Origin of the sequence: Aliidiomarina sanyensis (assembly GCF_003987175.1) — a bacterium.
Taxonomy (GTDB): domain Bacteria; phylum Pseudomonadota; class Gammaproteobacteria; order Enterobacterales; family Alteromonadaceae; genus Aliidiomarina; species Aliidiomarina sanyensis.
Genome location: NZ_PIPM01000002.1, coordinates 272,834 through 290,574, shown reverse-complemented (window position 1 = coordinate 290,574; position 17,741 = coordinate 272,834). Strand labels below are relative to the sequence as shown.

22 protein-coding genes are annotated in these 17,741 nt (G+C 51.8%); 11 read left to right on the top strand and 11 right to left on the bottom strand.

All coding sequences use genetic code 11. The annotated features are described in order from the left end of the window. Positions 1-40: 40 nt before the first annotated feature. The 7 genes from mnhG to CWE11_RS03570 are packed head-to-tail and all read right to left on the bottom strand — an operon-like array spanning position 41 to position 6,073. Entirely contained in the window at positions 41-475 is a 435-nt protein-coding gene (mnhG, locus tag CWE11_RS03600; RefSeq protein WP_126776229.1) for a monovalent cation/H(+) antiporter subunit G, read from the bottom strand. Next, on the bottom strand, positions 468-737 hold the full coding sequence (locus CWE11_RS03595) for an MrpF/PhaF family protein (protein ID WP_126776228.1): 270 nt from the start codon (positions 735-737) through the stop codon (positions 468-470). The genes mnhG and CWE11_RS03595 overlap by 8 nt, the downstream gene beginning before the upstream one ends. A gap of 17 nt (positions 738-754) precedes the next feature. Continuing rightward, positions 755-1,228, bottom strand: coding sequence for a Na+/H+ antiporter subunit E (locus CWE11_RS03590; protein WP_126776227.1), 474 nt, complete (start codon positions 1,226-1,228; stop codon positions 755-757). Continuing rightward, complete coding sequence (locus tag CWE11_RS03585; RefSeq protein WP_126776226.1) at positions 1,225-2,736, bottom strand: Na+/H+ antiporter subunit D; 1,512 nt, start codon at positions 2,734-2,736, stop codon at positions 1,225-1,227. Before CWE11_RS03585 ends, CWE11_RS03590 begins: the two co-directional genes overlap by 4 nt. Then, entirely contained in the window at positions 2,733-3,080 is a 348-nt protein-coding gene (locus tag CWE11_RS03580) for a Na+/H+ antiporter subunit C (RefSeq protein ID WP_126776225.1), read from the bottom strand. The genes CWE11_RS03585 and CWE11_RS03580 overlap by 4 nt, the downstream gene beginning before the upstream one ends. Positions 3,081-3,092: 12 nt before the next feature. Continuing rightward, entirely contained in the window at positions 3,093-3,524 is a 432-nt protein-coding gene (locus CWE11_RS03575; RefSeq protein ID WP_126776224.1) for a Na+/H+ antiporter subunit B, read from the bottom strand. Then, complete coding sequence (locus tag CWE11_RS03570) at positions 3,521-6,073, bottom strand: putative monovalent cation/H+ antiporter subunit A (RefSeq protein ID WP_126776223.1); 2,553 nt, start codon at positions 6,071-6,073, stop codon at positions 3,521-3,523. The genes CWE11_RS03575 and CWE11_RS03570 overlap by 4 nt, the downstream gene beginning before the upstream one ends. Positions 6,074-6,303: 230 nt before the next feature. Between CWE11_RS03570 and CWE11_RS03565 the strand changes: the two genes are divergently transcribed. Both CWE11_RS03565 and CWE11_RS03560 read left to right on the top strand, forming a co-directional pair. Further along, the gene (locus tag CWE11_RS03565) at positions 6,304-7,140 is read left to right on the top strand and encodes an ion transporter (protein ID WP_126776222.1); all 837 of its coding nucleotides are present in this window, start codon (positions 6,304-6,306) and stop codon (positions 7,138-7,140) included. Between the two features lie 143 nt (positions 7,141-7,283). Then, complete coding sequence (locus tag CWE11_RS03560) at positions 7,284-8,645, top strand: amidohydrolase family protein (protein ID WP_126776221.1); 1,362 nt, start codon at positions 7,284-7,286, stop codon at positions 8,643-8,645. A 9-nt stretch (positions 8,646-8,654) separates the two neighbouring features. Here CWE11_RS03560 and CWE11_RS03555 read toward each other — a convergent pair whose 3' ends face one another. From CWE11_RS03555 to flgA, 4 genes are all read right to left on the bottom strand, one after another. Next, a complete protein-coding gene (locus CWE11_RS03555) occupies positions 8,655-9,224 on the bottom strand; it encodes a hydrolase (protein ID WP_126776220.1) in 570 nt (189 codons plus the stop codon). Between the two features lie 20 nt (positions 9,225-9,244). Beyond that, positions 9,245-9,694: a flagella synthesis protein FlgN gene (locus CWE11_RS03550; protein ID WP_126776219.1), complete on the bottom strand. Its 450-nt coding sequence runs from the start codon at positions 9,692-9,694 to the stop codon at positions 9,245-9,247. A gap of 42 nt (positions 9,695-9,736) precedes the next feature. Beyond that, positions 9,737-10,012: a flagellar biosynthesis anti-sigma factor FlgM gene (gene flgM, locus CWE11_RS03545; RefSeq protein ID WP_275540954.1), complete on the bottom strand. Its 276-nt coding sequence runs from the start codon at positions 10,010-10,012 to the stop codon at positions 9,737-9,739. A gap of 143 nt (positions 10,013-10,155) precedes the next feature. Next, on the bottom strand, positions 10,156-10,878 hold the full coding sequence (flgA, locus tag CWE11_RS03540) for a flagellar basal body P-ring formation chaperone FlgA (RefSeq protein ID WP_198675576.1): 723 nt from the start codon (positions 10,876-10,878) through the stop codon (positions 10,156-10,158). A 256-nt stretch (positions 10,879-11,134) separates the two neighbouring features. Here flgA and flgB point away from each other — a divergent pair, with 256 nt between their 5' ends. The 9 genes from flgB to CWE11_RS03495 all read left to right on the top strand — a co-directional run bounded on the left by flgB (position 11,135) and on the right by CWE11_RS03495 (position 17,734). Further along, entirely contained in the window at positions 11,135-11,551 is a 417-nt protein-coding gene (gene flgB, locus CWE11_RS03535) for a flagellar basal body rod protein FlgB (protein ID WP_126776218.1), read from the top strand. Positions 11,552-11,563: 12 nt separating this feature from the next. Then, positions 11,564-11,971, top strand: coding sequence for a flagellar basal body rod protein FlgC (gene flgC, locus CWE11_RS03530; protein WP_126776217.1), 408 nt, complete (start codon positions 11,564-11,566; stop codon positions 11,969-11,971). 3 nt (positions 11,972-11,974) lie between these two features. Further along, on the top strand, positions 11,975-12,652 hold the full coding sequence (locus tag CWE11_RS03525; RefSeq protein ID WP_241971710.1) for a flagellar hook assembly protein FlgD: 678 nt from the start codon (positions 11,975-11,977) through the stop codon (positions 12,650-12,652). A gap of 108 nt (positions 12,653-12,760) precedes the next feature. Next, positions 12,761-13,945 (top strand): flagellar hook protein FlgE, encoded by a 1,185-nt coding sequence (flgE, locus tag CWE11_RS03520; RefSeq protein WP_126776216.1) that lies wholly within the window; start codon positions 12,761-12,763, stop codon positions 13,943-13,945. Positions 13,946-13,980: 35 nt separating this feature from the next. Further along, complete coding sequence (locus tag CWE11_RS03515) at positions 13,981-14,721, top strand: flagellar basal body rod protein FlgF (RefSeq protein WP_126776215.1); 741 nt, start codon at positions 13,981-13,983, stop codon at positions 14,719-14,721. Between the two features lie 17 nt (positions 14,722-14,738). Continuing rightward, positions 14,739-15,521, top strand: a complete 783-nt coding sequence (gene flgG / locus CWE11_RS03510) for a flagellar basal-body rod protein FlgG (protein WP_126776214.1) — start codon at positions 14,739-14,741, stop codon at positions 15,519-15,521. A 49-nt stretch (positions 15,522-15,570) separates the two neighbouring features. After that, positions 15,571-16,257 carry a flagellar basal body L-ring protein FlgH gene (locus tag CWE11_RS03505; RefSeq protein WP_126776213.1) on the top strand — a complete coding sequence of 229 codons (687 nt, stop codon included), beginning with the start codon at positions 15,571-15,573 and terminating at the stop codon, positions 16,255-16,257. Positions 16,258-16,271: 14 nt separating this feature from the next. Then, positions 16,272-17,378, top strand: a complete 1,107-nt coding sequence (locus CWE11_RS03500) for a flagellar basal body P-ring protein FlgI (RefSeq protein WP_126776212.1) — start codon at positions 16,272-16,274, stop codon at positions 17,376-17,378. Continuing rightward, the gene (locus CWE11_RS03495) at positions 17,378-17,734 is read left to right on the top strand and encodes a rod-binding protein (RefSeq protein WP_126776211.1); all 357 of its coding nucleotides are present in this window, start codon (positions 17,378-17,380) and stop codon (positions 17,732-17,734) included. The genes CWE11_RS03500 and CWE11_RS03495 overlap by 1 nt, the downstream gene beginning before the upstream one ends. Positions 17,735-17,741: the final 7 nt, after the last annotated feature.

Here is a 17,741-nt window from a genome sequence, read left to right as displayed (position 1 = left end):
AACCAACGTAACAAAAACGGGAACCGAAGTTCCCGTTTTTTTATTTCTTCGAGCTTATGCGTATGCGAGGTTTATCTTTCGATGGCTTCGCGAGCTCTTCTTTAGTTTCCATCCCGCTGCGCAATCGGTGTGTGTCCGCATCATAATTGCTAAATAGCTCATCCTTGACGGTTTTGACCCAGATCGGCACGCCTACAAAGTATCCGGCACGCCCAATGGCATGAGCGGCAACCGGTGCAGTGATGAAAATAAACAAAATCACCGCCATGGCCTTGGCGATCAATACCAAGTCATTGAAGTGCAACATAGCTGCAACCATCATCAAAGCAACGCCGAGCGCCCCCGCTTTCGTGCTCGCATGCATGCGGGTCAACAAATCCGGTAAGCGCAAGATACCGACCGCAGCGACCAGAATAAAGATTCCGCTCGACAGCATGAAGATGGAGATCAATACATTAATCACGGTCTCAGTCATCGCGCGGGCCTCCTCGCTCTAAGAAACGGGCAAAACCAATGGCCGCTAAAAATGCGGTCAATGCGGCCACGATAGCTACATCGATAAAATTGGAGCGATCATGGAAAATTGCATAGGTTCCTGTCATGGCAACAATGACGGTTGCCAGCAGTTCGAGTGCCACAACGCGGTCCGGTAAAGTCGGCCCGATAAGCAAGCGTGCAAAAATAAGCACGAGCGCTATGCTAAGCAAGCCGAAGGTAATCAAATAAATATAATGCACAATGCCTCCTTCAGCGTTTAGCGCAGGATTCCGAGAACCCGACGCTCCATATCTTTAAGACTGTCACGCAGTTCTTGTTCGTTATCCAAGAACATCGCATGAATGTAGAGAACCCGGCGGTCATCGGATACATCCAAGCTGAGGGTTCCCGGCGTCATCGAAATAAGATTTGCCACCATGGTGATTTCAAGCTCTGTTTTCGCTTCCAGTGGCATCGCAATCACACCAGGCTTCATATGCCAAACGGGTGTGATGATGTCGAATGCAACCTGCAGATTCGCAACGATCAATTCTTTGATAAAGAATCCAATAAAGCGAATCAAGCGCGGCAAACGGCGGGTATAGCCGCGCAAACTAGGCATTTGCCGCTGCATTACACCAAGCACACAGTATCCAATCAGCAAGCCGAACAAGAGATTGATTCCACCCACGTCTCCGGTCAAAACGACCCACATGAGCGCGAGTAACAGATTCCACATAAATCCTGTCATGGGCGATTTCCTCCCAATACGGCGTCAATGTAGCCTTCCGGATTTAATAACTGACTGGCTGAGAATTCGGCCCACTCATAAATGGGCTGGCCGTGTAAGCCGATTACGAGCGTACAGGCCGCCAGTAAGACAACCGGCAAATACAAGACAGCCAACGAACCGGATGTTTTTCCTTCTTTAAGCGGGGTGGGGTCAATCCCCTCAGGAAGCTTCTTCCAAAACACTTCGGCCCAAATCTTAATCATTGAGTATAAGGTCAGTAAGCCAACCAGTAAGGCGACAAAGGTGACAAACCATGCTTCGACTTCAATACCCGCCTTAATGATGATGAACTTGGCAAAGAACCCACTGAGCGGAGGAATTCCGGCGAGTGAGAGAGCAGGAATCAGGAACAAGATGCTCAAGAAGGGCCTTGCTTTGTACATGCCTCCCAGGCGCTTGAGATCGTAAGTTCCGAGCAAGCGATGGGTAATCCCGCTAATCAAGAAGAGATTCGTCTTCACAATGATGTGGTGCATGATGTAGAACACGCCGCCAATAATCGCGAGCGGTGTAAATAGTGCAAGCCCCAAAATCATGTAACCAATCTGACTGACGATATGGAATGACAAAATCCGACGGAACTCGAACTGTGCCGCCGCACCGAGTACACCGGTCAGCATGGTGCCTACTGCTACCCACAACAATAACTCATGGGTGAAATCCGGATTCTGGTTGAAGATAAGGGTAAACACGCGGAATAGTGCGTAGACACCAACCTTCGTCAACAATCCAGCAAACAGGGCAGACACGGCGACCGGACCCGTGTGATAGGACGCGGGTAGCCAGAAGAACAAGGGGAATGCCGCAGCCTTGATGCCGAATGAAATCATGAACATGACGGCAATGACATCGACCATGCCGGTGTGTTCTGCCGCCGCAAGTTTGACGGAGATGTCAGCAAAATTCAGGGTGCCGGTAATGCCGTAAAGCAGACCGATGGCACTGAGGAAGATGGCGGACGACAGGAGGTTCAGAGTGACGTATTTCACCGCACCTTCCATCTGTGCCCGTTCACCACCCAAAATGAGTAAAGCGAACGATGCGATCAGCATCACCTCAAACCAAACAAATAGGTTGAAGATGTCACCGGTTAGGAACGACCCAGCGACCCCAGCCAACAACAAGTGCATCAGTGGGTAATAGCCAAAGCGCTCGTGACTTTTAGAGGCAGAAGAGAGCGAGAAAATAGCAATGGCGACCGCCATCATACCGGTCAGTACGACCATGATGGCGCTCAGCATATCTCCCACAAGGGTAATGCCATATGGCGCAACCCAATTCCCCATGTACATCACGACATGGCCTTCACGGAGCACCGACACCATGAGCCAGATGCTGCTGGCAAGTAGTGCAATGCTTCCTACAAGCGATAGAACCCGCTGAATGACATTGTGGCGCCATAACATGACGCAGAATGTGCCTGTCAGGAGCGGGATAATGACGGGCAGAGCAACTTCTAAACTCACGTATCGGTATCCTTCATCTGATCCAGGTTGTCGGTACGAATGATGTTATACGCCCGGTGAATAAGTACCACCGCAAACGCCAAGACGCCGAAGGCAATCACGATGGCTGTCAGAATGAGCGCTTGGGGGAGTGGGTCGGCGACTGGACCGTCGGGCAGCGCAGATCCCAAAGGAATTAGCGGAGGGGCCCCACGGCTCATTCCTGCGGAGGTAAAAATAAGTAAGTTAGCCGCATTTGAGAGCAGCATTAAGCCGATCACGAGCTTCACGATACTCCGGCGGAGCATCATGTAAATTGCAGCGGCATAGAGGAGGCCAACGACAATGGCCATAATAGGTTCCATTTACGCTCTCCTTTAATGTTCTTCAGCTTCAGTCAGGCCGATGAGCATCATCATGACCGAACCAAATACTGCGAAATAGACGCCAATATCAAAGATTAGCGGGGTTGATAGCTTGATTTCGGTTCCTCCCGGAAGCATTACCGGCCACCATTGGGCGGTAAGAAAGGGTTCGCCATTAAAAATGGCGGGGAAGATAGAAATCATGCCAAAGAACAGTCCGATCCCGATTAAATTCCGCGGGTCGACGCGCAACAGGTCACGGGTTACTGCCGCACCAAAGGTAAACAGGTAGAGGGCAAATGCGCCGGAGGCAACCAGACCAGCGATGAACCCGCCCCCCGGTTCGTTATGGCCGCGCAGTAACAAAAATACTGAGAAGAGCAACTGCAGGGGCACCAAAAAACGTGCCGCCGCATGCAAAATGAGCGTACCTGGCTTCATCATGAGCGGTTGTCCTCCTTGTGGTTGTCTTCATCTGAGGCGTCATTCTCCCCATTGCGTTCATCGTTGTGCGGATAATCGCCCGGCGGATGTTCGCTGCTGGTATCTGGAGCAACCACATCTTTATTCACTTCCGCATCGAGGATGTTTTGTTCCTCCAACATTTTCTGATGGATTTCATCGAGCGAGTGCACGATATCTTTTTCTGGCACTTTTTTCGGCGGCAGAATCAAGGTGCCGGCGAAGTGGTTTGCGCCTGGCTCAGTTTGCGGATTGAATTTAATCATCGCGTAAACCCCCATGGCAGCAAGTGCTAGTACGAAAATCTCACCCAGCGTATCGAGTGCACGATAGTCCACCAAGATGACATTCACGATATTCCGACCATGGGCTAACGGATAGCTGTTGGCGATCATGTAATCAGAGATGGGCTCAAATAGCTGCACATCAATCGTGATCATAATCAGGAACATCATCAGAACACCCACAGTCAAGGCAACTGCGGCATCGCGAATGCGCTCTCGTGTGGTGGAGATGTTGGAAAAGCTCGGCAAGCGGAATAGGACCAAGACCAAGAGAATAACCGTCAAGGTTTCCACCAGAATTTGCGTGATGCCTAAATCCGGCGCGCTAAATAAAATGAAGATAAACGCAACGGAGAAGCCCACGGCCCCCATCGCAGCCACCGCACCGAGACGAGAGTGCGTGATACTTGCCGCAATAGCAGCAGCAACCAGAATACCTGCTGCAACCAACTCGTGGAAGTGCAGGGTAACGTCCCAGTTCCAATGGAGTTGATAGCGAGTTAACAGCGTATAGCCGGTGACCACCACAAAGGTCAGGGTGATTGTTCGCAGGTAGTTCCGCATGGAACCATTTTGCAGTTTCCGTGTTTGCCACTCAGCAATCCAGACAATAGCATCCATGAAATGGAAATAACCACGCTCCGGACCACGGGCAATGATGGGATTGAGTACCGCGATTTTCTCGCGGAAGGCATCCCAGTGTTTGTAGAGAAGAAGACCGATGGCAATACTCACCCCCGAAAGCAGCAACGGAAGGTTAAATCCGTGCCAGAGGGCAAGGTAACCATCGACCGTATAGCCGGCCACTGCGTGACTGGCAGGCAGCGTAATCCAGTCACCGACCAGACCAGGCAAGAGCCCTGCAATCAGTGAGAGTGCGACTAAGGTGACTGGGCCGGCGAGCATGCCAATCGGTGGTTCATGAATATCCGCAGCTTTCTTGGGTGCTTTGAATGTTCCGAAGAAAGGGCGCAAGGCAATGACGGCAGCGACAGTCACGACAAAGATCGAAGCAATCACGACCAATGCCATTAATCCAACAAATACGCTCCCTTCAACCATGCTTTCAAGCAGTGCTTCTTTGGCGACGAAGCCAAAGAGCGGTGGAATACCTGCTAACGAAAGGGTGGCAACCACAGTTAAGCCAGCGCTCAAGGGCAGTTGTTTGCGCAATCCACCGACTTCGGTTACATCTCGGCTGCCGGCCTCATGATCAACGATCCCGGCGAGCATAAAGAGCGCGCCTTTGTACAGGCTGTGCGCAAGTAGGTATGCCGCAAATGCGAGCATGGCGAGCTCGGTACTCACGCCCAACAGGAAGATCAATGAACCTAACGCCATCACCGTTGAGTACGCGAGCAACTTTTTCATATCAGTGCTACGAACGGCCATAAAAGCACCGGTTAACATGGTAAATGCACCGAAGGCTGATAGGGTCACGATCCAGAAATCGGTACCGCCCAGTTCCGGATGAAGTCGCGCGAGCAAGTAGACCCCCGCTTTTACCATGGTTGCGGAGTGTAAGTAAGCACTCACTGGCGTAGGTGCCGCCATGGCATTGGGTAACCAGAAATGGAACGGGAATTGGGCGGACTTGGTGAATGCACCTAACAAAATACAGATCATCATGCCAATGAACCACGGATGCTCGGCGAGCACCTCCGGACTGGCGAGAATGCCCTGAATGGAGTAGGTCCCACTCATAATGGCGAGCATAATGATACCCGCGAGCAAGGCCAAGCCTCCGCCTACAGTCACAATCAAGCCTTGTAATGCAGCTTTGCGTGCCTCTGCCTGATGGTGATTAAACCCAATTAATAAATAGGATGTGATGCTGGTCAATTCCCAGAACACAAAGAGAGTGATGAGGTTGTCGGCGAGTACGAGGCCAAGCATTGACCCCATAAACGACATCAAAACAACTAAAAACCGGCCTTGAGCCGGATGTCCTTGAAGGTACGCACCTGCGTACAACACGATAAATGTTCCGATCCCGCAAATCAGCAGGGCGAACATCAGAGACAGGCCGTCTAACACCATGTTGAAGGAGATATCGAGACCCGGAATCCACGCAAATTCGTGAATAATGGTCTCACCCCCGGCGATCGCTGGGATAAAACCCAAGAACCAAATGGTTAATGCTGCGGGAACGGCAGCGAGCGCCCATGCGGTGCGATGCTGATGGCGGGGAAACAGCCATGGTGTCAAAAGTGCGGCAAGGTAGATTACCAGTACGGCAACTTGCATCGAGAATCCTCTTCAGCCGATCAATAAATCAATAAGTTAACTGCTAAATCATACGCACGATGGGATAATTTAGCACAAATCCGAAATTGTGGTGAAGTGAACCCGTCTTTCAAAGCAGGCGACTAATCGGTTAAAGCGCGTAAATGCGCTTGAAATTTACGCCATCCACCCTAACATCAAGCCTCGCCATTCGAGCTTAATATTAAATCACCTCAGAGAGCTGTTGTCCCATGGAGCAAGCAGAGTACCGCGCTTGGCAAGTCAAGTTTGAGCGCATCCGCAGTAATAAGGTCTTCGAGACCATTGTGATCGCCATCATTATTTTCTCTGCTTTGGTGATTGGTGCCAAAACTTACGAAGAAACCACGCGTTTTTCTCAAATTATGGATTGGCTTGATTATGCGGTGACGATATTTTTTGTCATTGAGATCGCAATCCGTATGGCCGCAGAACCGCGTCTAAAAAACTTTTTCAAAAGTGGTTGGAATCTGTTCGATTTTATCATCGTGGTGGCGAGCTTAATTCCACTCGATAGCGCTGAGAGCGTATTGCTGGCGCGGTTGTTGCGCGTGTTCCGCGTGCTTCGTCTGGTTTCGATTGTCCCGGAATTGCGGGTCTTACTCAGTGCGTTTCTCAAAGCATTGCCGAAAATGGCTTATGTCGCACTCTTTATGTTCATTATCTTTTATATATACGGAGCGGCGGGTAGCCTGATTTTCCGGGAGATTAATCCGTTTTATTGGGAAAATGTTGCGGTTGCGATGCTAACGCTCTTCCGGATCGCGACATTCGAGAGTTGGACCTCGATCATGTACGAGACCATGGAGGTCTACCCGTGGTCGTGGATGTACTATGTGAGTTTCATTTTCTTCTCCGCGTTCATTTTCTTGAACATGATGATTGGGATTGTTTTGGATGTGATGCAAAAGGAGAGCACTGCATTTGATCTTGAGCAGGGCGTGGGCGAGGCCGCGGATATTCAGCACTTGCGTGACGAAGTTCGTGCCATGCACGATAAACTCGATCACATTTATCAGGCGGTGCAAACACCGAAGGAACGCCCTTAATCCGTTCAAATGAGGGGGTGCTGCGGTGAATCGTCCCTGATCCCCTTTGGCGTGAACCTCGTTTAGGGACTATATTTTTCTACCTGTTTTCGGATATTCCGAAGTGCATCAACACGGGTTGTTCCCGTGGAAAAGGAGGAGTCATGAACGGTTTTCGTCTCATTTGCGGGGCCCTTACGAGTATTGTCCTCGTCGCTTTACTTTCTCTGCACTCCACAGCGCATGCAGAATCTAGTTCCGATTGGATTGTCTTTGAAAATGTCCATGTACTCACTATGGCAGACGGGCGTGATAATCCGATTCGTCGCAATTACATGGTGTTTGTCCAAGGGGATCGGATTGAGGCCCTGGCGCCCATGGGTTCATTGGCCGTACCGGAAGGCGCAACCCGCATCGATGGCGCTGGACGTTATTTGATGCCGGGGCTAGCCGAGATGCACGGCCATGTCCCTCCCATGCAATCCTTTGAGGGTATTCCGGAGCGTTATCTAGATGATGCGCTATTCCTTTACTTAGCGGGCGGTGTCACCACGGTCCGGGGAATGCTCGGCCATCCACATCAATTGCGCCTCAAAGAGGATATTGCCAATGGAACTCGGGTTGGCCCAACTTTGTACCTGGCGGGACCAAGCTTTAATGGCAATACCGTGACCAGTGAGCAACAAGGGCGTGAGCGGGTGCGCGACCATGTCGCCGAGGGATGGGATTTACTGAAAATTCATCCGGGACTCTCGCTGCGGAACTTCCAAGCCGTGGCGGACGAAGCAAAGGAGCGAGGGATAGACTTTGCTGGGCATGTTCCAACTGATGTAGGCATACGCCATGCTGTTATTCTAGGCATTCGCACGGTTGATCACCTCGATGGCTACATGGCAGAAATCGATGGGTTTGAGAACGAGGTAAGCGATGAAGACCTGCGGGAGTTAGCCCAATTCACGCGGGCTCATAATGTCGGCGTAGTCCCTACGATGGCGCTTTGGGAGACCATTATTGGGGCGGGCGATCGCGATGAGTTGCTGTCATTTGATGAGTTGCAATATGTACCTCAGCGGGTGCGGGAAGGCTGGATTAATTTCCTGAACGAACCGCGGAGTCAATATTATACGGGCGAAACTGCGCGGTTACATGCAGAGAATCGTCGCCGATTACTGGCTGCGCTGTATGAGGAAGGTGTCGAGATCCTGTTAGGGACAGACGCTCCGCAACTGTTTAGTGTGCCTGGTTTATCCATGCGCCGTGAGATACCGCATATGGCGGCGGCTGGCATGTCGAACTATTCGATTATCTATTCGGGCACCGTGGCCGTTGGGCGCTACTTTGCGGAGCAAGACGCGTTCGGGCAGGTGATGCCGGGTCAGCGCGCCGATTTGTTGCTCGTATCAGGCAATCCACTGGAGTCGATCGACTCCGTATATGACCCAGAGCTTGTTGTCGTCCGTGGGCACGTGTGGACCCGTGATCAATTGGATAAGAAGCTCGCGGAAATTGCCGAGGCTTATCGCTAGGGCATAAGGTTACACGATAAAGCGCTTACTAATGGAGCGGAACGTGTCGGTGCCGGCACGTTCCAACCACTCAAACATCACCATTTCTTCTGATACAACATGGGCACCTGCTGCGGCCATCCGCTTTAAGGCTAGGTTTTTGTTTGCCTCGGCGCGCGAGCCAACCGCATTCGCAACCACGAACACCTGATAATTCAGTTCAATTAAATCCAGCACGGTTTGCAGCACGCAGACATGTGTTTCGGTACCAGTGACGACCACTTGGGTTCGATTCATGCTTGCCATCAAGTCACGAAAAGCCGGCTCTTTGGCCGCGCTAAAATGAATCTTTTCATACACGGCGGCGTTGTCTAAATGCACGGCGAGCTGCGGCACGGTTACGCCTAAGCCTTTTGGATATTGTTCCGTGTAAACCACCGGAACCTGGAGCTCATTTGCAACTTGAACAAGTCGCTCGTTTACACGAATTAGCTCAGGGCCTTGGTGAATCGCCGGAGCAAGTTTACCTTGGATATCAATTAGCAAAAGCACGCTGTGATCAGCATGTATGAGAGAGTCGGGAGGATTTAAACCGGGCATAGACGTCCTCGCGGTGTACGCTAGGCTCGTGAATTGACGCGTTGACGCTGTTTATTGGCCTGTCCATCAGGGCCATACAGTGACGAGCCTGCTGCATCACGCAAAAGATTGAGCATGTGCTGGTTGTGTTGCAAGCGGTGTTGAATGAGTTCACCGTTCAGCGCGTTAAGCTGAGCAACCTGTTCCGTCATCGCAAGGGTGGTGTCCCACTGCTCTGCGCAATGAGCATCCGTAGCGGCTTGTAACGCGCCCTCTGGGGTCAGGGGATAACCGAGTCGTTGCTGCACGGAACGGCGTGCCGCTTCGGACGACTCAAGTTCTGAAAAAAGAGCGTGCTTTTGATCGGCAACATGACGAAGTTCCGCACCGTCGACACTCCCCTCACTCAGCAGTGATTGTTCACGCTGAAGCAAGGTGATGAGCGACTCTAAGCGATTTTGCTGTTGCCCAAGCAATGTTTGCAAGCTCATAGGTTCAGATACATCCTTTGGTTATCGTGTTGTACAGATCGCCTACTCGTCGAGGAGCTCTCGGACACTCTCGATCAGTTTATCCGCAATCTGATCGGCTCGAATATCGAGCTTGCCGTCGCGAATTGCTTCTCGAAGTTCTTCCACACGAGCCATATCAATATCTTGGCTTGTGTTTTCAAGCGCTTGGCTCAGATGAGTGACCGCACCGGGTGCACCTGAAGCGTCTGCTTTCTCAGATGAAGCCGACTTGTTCACTTGTTTTCCCTGATCCGACTGACTTGCCAGTGGCAGAGATGAAATACCGTTAACTTTCAAAATGTTCCCCTAATCTCTAATGGGTGATGCCCTATTTATCGGCATTCATTGGGAAAACTTTAGCACAATTGTGAACAAAAATTCATCGGTTCGTTGTTTAAATTTCGGTGGAGAAAGGGCCGTGGGAATTCGCCATCAGCCCTTTATTGTACCCGCACTCGCCCTTCACCTATGACGGTTCCATTGAGGATCTCACGCGCGCCAATTCGTACCCGGATCGTATCGCCGATTCCGCCCTCATCGAGCGCTTCTCCCTCGCGGGAGATCTCAAACCCTTGTCCTTGAACCGTTGCCTGCACACGCTCGCCACGGCGAATAACTGGCGCAGTTTGCAGCATGTGTTCCTGCACCATGGCGCCTTGCCGTAACTGGCGGCGAACAAGTTTACCGAGCGCCCGTTCTTTTTGCTGCAAAGGTTCACCTGAACCGGAGGAAAGCGGACCATAGCTCATCTCGAGCATGTCGAGTGTGATGATTGAACCGGGCAAGATATCTCGCTTAGCCGAGACATAGTGGCCATACAGGGTAACCTGAGCTTGCAAGTACCGCACTTGCTGGCCTTGGTCACCACAGCGCACCCCAACGGCTACGCGTCCGACAGGGCGTTGCGCGGGATTAGGAAAAAACGGAGATGGTTGGACACAGGCACCAAAGCGCGCTGCGGTCGGCATGATCTCAATTACCACTTCACCGCCATCTTTGGTCAAGCTCTGGGTTTGCTGATAAAGAAAAGACTGGACCACCTCAAACAATTCGGCATCGTCTGCATGAGCGATGCCCACCGCTAAAAAATACAAACACCCTGGCATCATAAAGATACCAAAAGTCATTTTAATCCAACCGGTTAGCGTATTCAGTCTTACCATGTCGACGGCCTCGAGAGGGAATTTGTCGATGCTCATTATAGGGGGATGTTGCGAAAGCTAACCGCAGAAATACCGATCAAAAAGTGGCCTTTTTCATCCTTTGTTTTGACAAATCCATCGGTACTCTTGACCGTGCCGAAATTCCCCTGCGCTCAACGCACGGTGTTGAACGTCTTCAAACACGCGGGGCAACACGGCCGGAAAGTTTAAACGGTGGCTGTTTATTCAGCCGTGATTGCAACGAGAAGGTAGCGCCATGATCGATAAATTGACCGGAGCACTGCATTTCCACCAAGAAGCATTGAATCTGCGGGACCAGCGTCAGCAGGTATTGGCGAGCAATATCGCAAATGCAGATACGCCGAATTACAAAGCCCGCGATTTTGATTTTGCGAGCGAGCTGAAACGTGCCGTAGAACAAGGTCGACCTCAGCAGTCGGCCACGCAACTGAATCGCACGAATGCTGGGCACATTGCAGGTGCAGGGGTGGGTGCAGGTCATGTTCAGCACATGCAGTATCGCATTCCTGCGCAAAATCGTCTCGACGGAAACACCGTGGATATGGATGTAGAGCGCAGCAAGTTTCTTGATAACGCCGTGCGCTATCAAGCCAGTTTAACCTTTGTGAATAGCCGGATCAGCGGACTTCGCAATGCCATGCAGTCTGAGTAGGAGACCTAACAAATGAGTATGTTCTCAATTTTTGACATCTCGGGTTCGGCCCTGACCGCCCAATCACAACGCATGAATGTATCGGCGAGCAATATGGCCAACGCCGATAGTGTAACGGGACCAGATGGAACGCCTTATCAGGCTAAACAAGTGGTTTTTCAAAGCCAGTACAACGGCAAGGATGGCGTGAGTGGCGTTCAAGTCCGCGAAGTGATTACGGACCCGACACCGGGACGCATGGAGTATCGCCCAGGACACCCGCTTGCGAATGAGCAGGGTTATGTCCAGATGCCGAATGTCGACCCGGTGGCGGAGATGGTCAATATGATTTCCGCCTCGCGCTCCTATCAGGCCAATGTTGAGGTGATGAATACCAGCAAGCAGCTGCTCATGAGCACGCTGCGTATCGGTGAGGGCTAAACCATGACACCAGCCATGAATCAAATCGACCCATCGGTTGTTAATGCAATCAATGGTGATACCGGACGCGGTCAGCGCGCGAGCGCGGAAATGCGGGAAAATTTTATGACTCTTTTGGTTGCGCAATTGCGCAACCAAGACCCGCTGAACCCTATGGACAATGCGGAAATGACCTCCCAGCTGGCCCAGATTAATACCGTCAGTGGAATTGAACAACTGAACGAAACCATGAATGGCATTAACGACCAGATTGACGCGAGCCGCTTTATGCAAGCGACCTCCCTGATTGGCAAGGCTGTGCTGGTGCCGGGAGAGCGCGTGTTGGTGGGCGACGGGGATTCAACACCCTTTGGAATTGAGTTGGGCCGCAATGCAGAGCAAGTCAAAGTCTCTATTGTCGATGGCAGTGGACAGGTCGTTCGGGAACTTGAGATGGGCAAGCTGAACCCAGGGATGCACACCATCACATGGGACGGCAAATTAGCAGATGGCACGCGCGCGCCGGACGGAGCCTATCGATTCCGTGTGGAGGCGATGGCCGAGGGACGTACGATTTCACATAAAAGCTTTAATTACGCACAAGTTCTTGCGGTCAGCTCGGGTTATCCGGACGGTCCTCGCTTGGATTTGGGCGGTATCTACGAGCCCGTTCGTTTGGAAGAAATACGTCAGGTGATCTGACACTGAATAACAGCAAGGTAGCCAACCGATTCGGTTGGGGAAATATCATTTAGGACGTCCGCGAACACGCGGCGCCGAACAAAGAGCAAGCTTAAAAGGAGCTTCGATATGAGTTTTTCACAAGCACTAAGTGGACTCCGCGCCTCAGCGACCAATTTGAGTGTCGTCGGAAACAACATTGCTAACGCCCAAACCGTCGGCTTTAAAAGCTCCGGCGTACAGTTCGCGGATGTTTATGCAAATTCCCAAGGGGGTCTTGGAACCCGAGTTTCTGCCATTGTGCAGAACTTCAATGAGGGGAATTTCGAGACCACTAACCGAAATATGGATCTCGCGATCGCTGGAAATGGCTTTTTCCGCTTTATTCAAGGCGATCAAGTCATGTATTCGCGTAACGGCCAACTGACCATGACCAATGACGGCTTTGTCGTGAATGCCCAAGGTGCTCGTCTTACCGGCTATCCAGCGGGTGCAGCGATTGGCTCACAACCGCAAGAGTTACGGATTCCATCCGGTGGCCTGCAAGCACAACCAACAACCAATATCGGTGCAAGTTTCAATCTCGATGCACGTTCAGAAAACATCGACCGGGGGGTCTTGCCATTTGATGTCAATGATCCTGAGTCGTACCACTACGCCAACACCGTGAGTGTATATGACTCATTGGGCCGCCAGTACAGCGCGCTGATGTATTTCACGAAGGTTGCTGACAATCAGTGGGAAGTTCGTCTAAGTCGTGATGGAGAGCTCTCTCCAGAAGTTGGTGAGATTAGTTTTGACTCGAATGGTCTGCTCGCGAACACCAATAACCTCGACAATTTTTCTTTCAATCCGGGCGGTGGCGCTGAGCAGATGACCGTGGAAATGGATATTGCAGGAACCACTCAATTCGCGAATGAGTTTGAACTCAATAACCTCCAGCAAGACGGGTATACCTCCGGCACGCTGATTCGTATCGCAATTGATGAGCAAGGCAACATTATTGGGACTTACACCAATGAGCAAAGCCAGACATTAGGAACCATTGCGCTTGCCTCTTTCCGCAACATGGAGGGGCTGCGTGCCGTGGGCGATAACGGTTGGATGGAAACTGCGGATTCTGGAGCACCCATCATTGGGTTAGCTGGTGAAGGCCAGTTTGGCTCTATCGCATCGGGTGTCGTTGAGCAATCGAACGTGGATCTCACGCAAGAATTGGTCGCCTTGATTATCGCGCAGCGCAACTACCAAGCGAACGCGCAAAGTATCAAGACCCAAGATGAAGTGCTCCAGGCCACCGTGAACCTACGGTAAGTTTTGGACATTGACGTGTTGATGAGGAGGTAAGCATGGATCCGATACTTTACACCGCGATGGGTGGCGCGCGTCAGACGCTGGATGATCAAGCGGTGATCAACCACAACTTGGCCAACGTCTCGACGAGTGGTTTTCGTGCCCAATTGAGTGCGGTGCGCGCTGTGCCGATGGAAGGCCCTGGTGTCTTCGATACGCGAACGGCTGTGGTCGGGTCTACGCCCCTCTTTGATCAACAGGCGGGGCCAATTAATACCACGGGCCGTCCGTTGGATGTAGCTCTTCGTGGCGATGCGTGGCTTGCGGTGCAGGCGGCGGATGGTTCCGAGGCGTACACGCGTCGCGGCGATCTGAATATTGATGAAACTGGTGTACTTACCAGCAATGGACGGCCGGTTCTCGGGGCCGGTGGACCCATCGTCATTCCATTGGGTGCTGAAATTACCATAGGTGAAGATGGCACGCTGACCATGAAAGCCGAAGGCGCGCGACCTACTGAAATCGCTGAGATCGACCGCTTGAAGATGGTCAGCGGCGATGCAGCTGTGTTACAGCGCGGACTGGATGGGCTCTTCCGTGGTGTGAACGGACCCCTCCCACAAAATGAAGATGCACGGTTGGCCAGTGGTGCTTTAGAAGGCAGCAACGTAAGTGCTGTTGAAGCCATGGTGGCCATGATTAATAACCAGCGCAAATACGATATGCAGATGAAAGTGATTTCAACTGCGGACGAAAATGCTCAACGCGCAAATAGCCTGCTTTCAGTGCAGGGTTAAGACGGAGATAGTGAACCATGATTAAATCACTCTGGACGGGCAAAACAGGTCTTGAAGCGCAACAGTTTCAAATGGACGTCATTACCAATAACTTGGCCAACGTCAACACCACTGGATTTAAGCGCTCGCGTGCGGTGTTTGAAGACTTGCTCTATCAAAACATGCGTCAGCCGGGTGCCTTAAATAACGCGCAAGATCGCTTGCCATCTGGCTTACAAGTCGGTACCGGCGTACGCCCGGTGGCTACAGAGCGTTTACACACGCAAGGCAGTCTGGTCGCCACAGAGAATAGCCGCGATTTAGCCATCAATGGCAATGGCTTCTTCCAAGTGTTGATGCCGGACGGTGAGGTGGCATTTACCCGGGATGGGAGCTTCCAAGTCGATCAGAATGGCCAGATGGTGACTGCTGCGGGGTATCCCCTTGAGCCAGGAATTTTTATCCCCGCCAATGCCTTGAGTGTCAGCATTGGCGAAGATGGTATTGTGAGTGTTACCCAACCGGGGAATCCCCAACCGACCCAGGTTGGTCAAATTACCTTAGCAACCTTCATTAATGCGACCGGCCTTGAAAGCGTGGGCGGGAATTTATACCGCGAGACCGCCTCTTCGGGACCTCGAAATGAGTTTACTCCAGGGGATAACGGTACCGGCCGTTTATTCCAAGGCTATGTTGAGACCTCGAACGTGAACGTTGTGGAAGAGATGGTCAATATGATTCAAACCCAACGCGCGTATGAGATTAATAGTCGGGCCCTGCGAACCAGTGATGAAATGCTGTCGCGTTTGACCCAATTGTAATGTGCCGAAGGGCGTGGATAGACGTTTGATAAGGCCGGAGATTTTGACAATGAACATGCTCAATAACCAAACCATTTGGCGCTGTGTACTGGTTCTGTTGGCCACGGTATGGCTAGCAGCTTGCTCAGGCACGCCCCCTCCGGTGGTGGTCTCCGAGCCAGAAACCGTGGTTGTTCCTGAAATGCCCGCGGTCAATGCGAATGGTTCTATTTTTCAGGCACAGCGTGGTTATGCACCTTTGTTCGAAGATCGTCGTCCGCGCATGACCGGCGATATTTTGACGATTGTGTTGCAAGAGCAGGTCAGCGCGACCAAGAGTTCGGAAGCAAGTTCAAGTCGTTCGAGCAACATGGGTATTAACCTCGCGGACTTACCTGATGTTCTCGATCGTCTGGCTGAATATGGTTTCAATGTGGGCTCGGACAGCAACTTCTTAGGGCAGGGCGCAGCGCGCGCAAATAACACATTCCAAGGCACGATCACCGTATCTGTGATGGAAGTTCTAGGGAATGGCAATTTACGGGTGCGCGGCGAAAAACAAATTGCCATTAACCAAGGTGCTGAGTACATCCGGTTTTCGGGGGTGGTGAACCCGCGCACCATCAGCGGACAGAATACCGTGTTATCCACGCAAGTGGCCGATGCGCGCATCGAATATATCGGTGATGGATACATTCACGATGGACAGCGCATGGGTTGGTTCCAACGCTTCTTTAATCGTGTGAACCCGTTTTAGGATCGAGGTCTCGAATGAAACGTTTATTTTATATTGGATTGCTCGCATTCGGACTCCTCGTACAAGGGCCGGTACACGCAGAGCGCCTGAAGGATCTCGCTGACTTTGCAGGTGTTCGGGATAACGTTTTGGTTGGCTATGGCCTGGTGGTGGGACTGGATGGCACCGGGGATCAAACCACCCAAGCCCCGTTTACCGGTCAATCCTTGACCAATATGCTCTCGCAGCTTGGTGTCACCGTTCCTCCGGGAACCAACATGCAGTTGCGGAATGTCGCAGCGGTCATGGTCACCGCTGATCTTCCGCCTTTTTCCCGCCAAGGACAGCGTCTGGATGTCACGGTATCTTCGGTAGGGAATGCCCGCAGCTTGCGTGGGGGCACCTTGCTAATGACACCGCTGCGGGGTGCGGATGGAGAAATCTATGCACTCGCGCAAGGAAATCTGTTGATTGCTGGCGCCACTGCGGAAGCTGCCGGCAGTCGAGAAACCATTAACCATCAATCGGCCGGCCGTATTTCACGTGGTGCGATTGTGGAACGTGAAGTACCGTTGAATATGAATGCGCAAGGAAATGGTGAGCTTGAGCTTCACTTGCGCTCGGCAGATTTCAGCACCGCGGAGCGCGTGGTGACACGAATTAATGAAGAATTCGGCAATTTTGTCGCAAGTGCAGTGGATGGCCGGACTATTCGATTGTTTGGGCCGCAAGATGAAAACGAACGGGTGCGCTTTATGGCCCGGGTCGAGAATCTTCGGGTGACACCCGATGAGGGCCGAGCTCGTGTTGTGTTGAACTCTCGGACCGGTTCGGTGGTTCTGAACGGGAATGTTCGTTTACACCAAGCGGCGGTTGCCCACGGGAATCTGGCTGTTTCCATTGATACCCGTCGCGGTGTGAGTCAGCCTCGAGCCTTCAGTCCTGGTCAGACGGTTATTGTTGAAGAGGCCGACATCCAGTTAACCCAAGATGACGGTGTCTTGAATGTGGTCGAAGGCGTCGATCTGATGGAAGTCGTTAATGCGCTGAATGCTTTAGGCGCAACACCCATGGACTTGATGGCTATTTTGGAAGCATTAAAAGCCTCTGGTTCTTTGCGCGCTGAATTGGAGATTATCTGATGGCAGATGGCATCGCAAATTTTCAGCAAGCCCGTCTCGCCATGGATGTGCAAGGGCTTAATCAAATTCGACAAGAGAATCGCCGGAACGAAACCGAAGGATTGCGGCAAGCTGCAGAAGAATTCGAAGCGCTGTTTTTGAATATGATGCTCAAAAGCATGCGCGAAGCGGTGGGTGATTCCGAACTGTTTGATAGCCACCAACAACGCACCATGATGTCGATGTATGACGAGCAGCTTTCACGCCATTTAGCGACACGGGGTGTAGGGTTGGCAGAGCAAATGGTGCGGCAAATGCAACAGGTGCCAATTTCACCGGTAAGCCCTCAAGAAAATCGTCCCGTTGCCGATAAGTAACAGGACA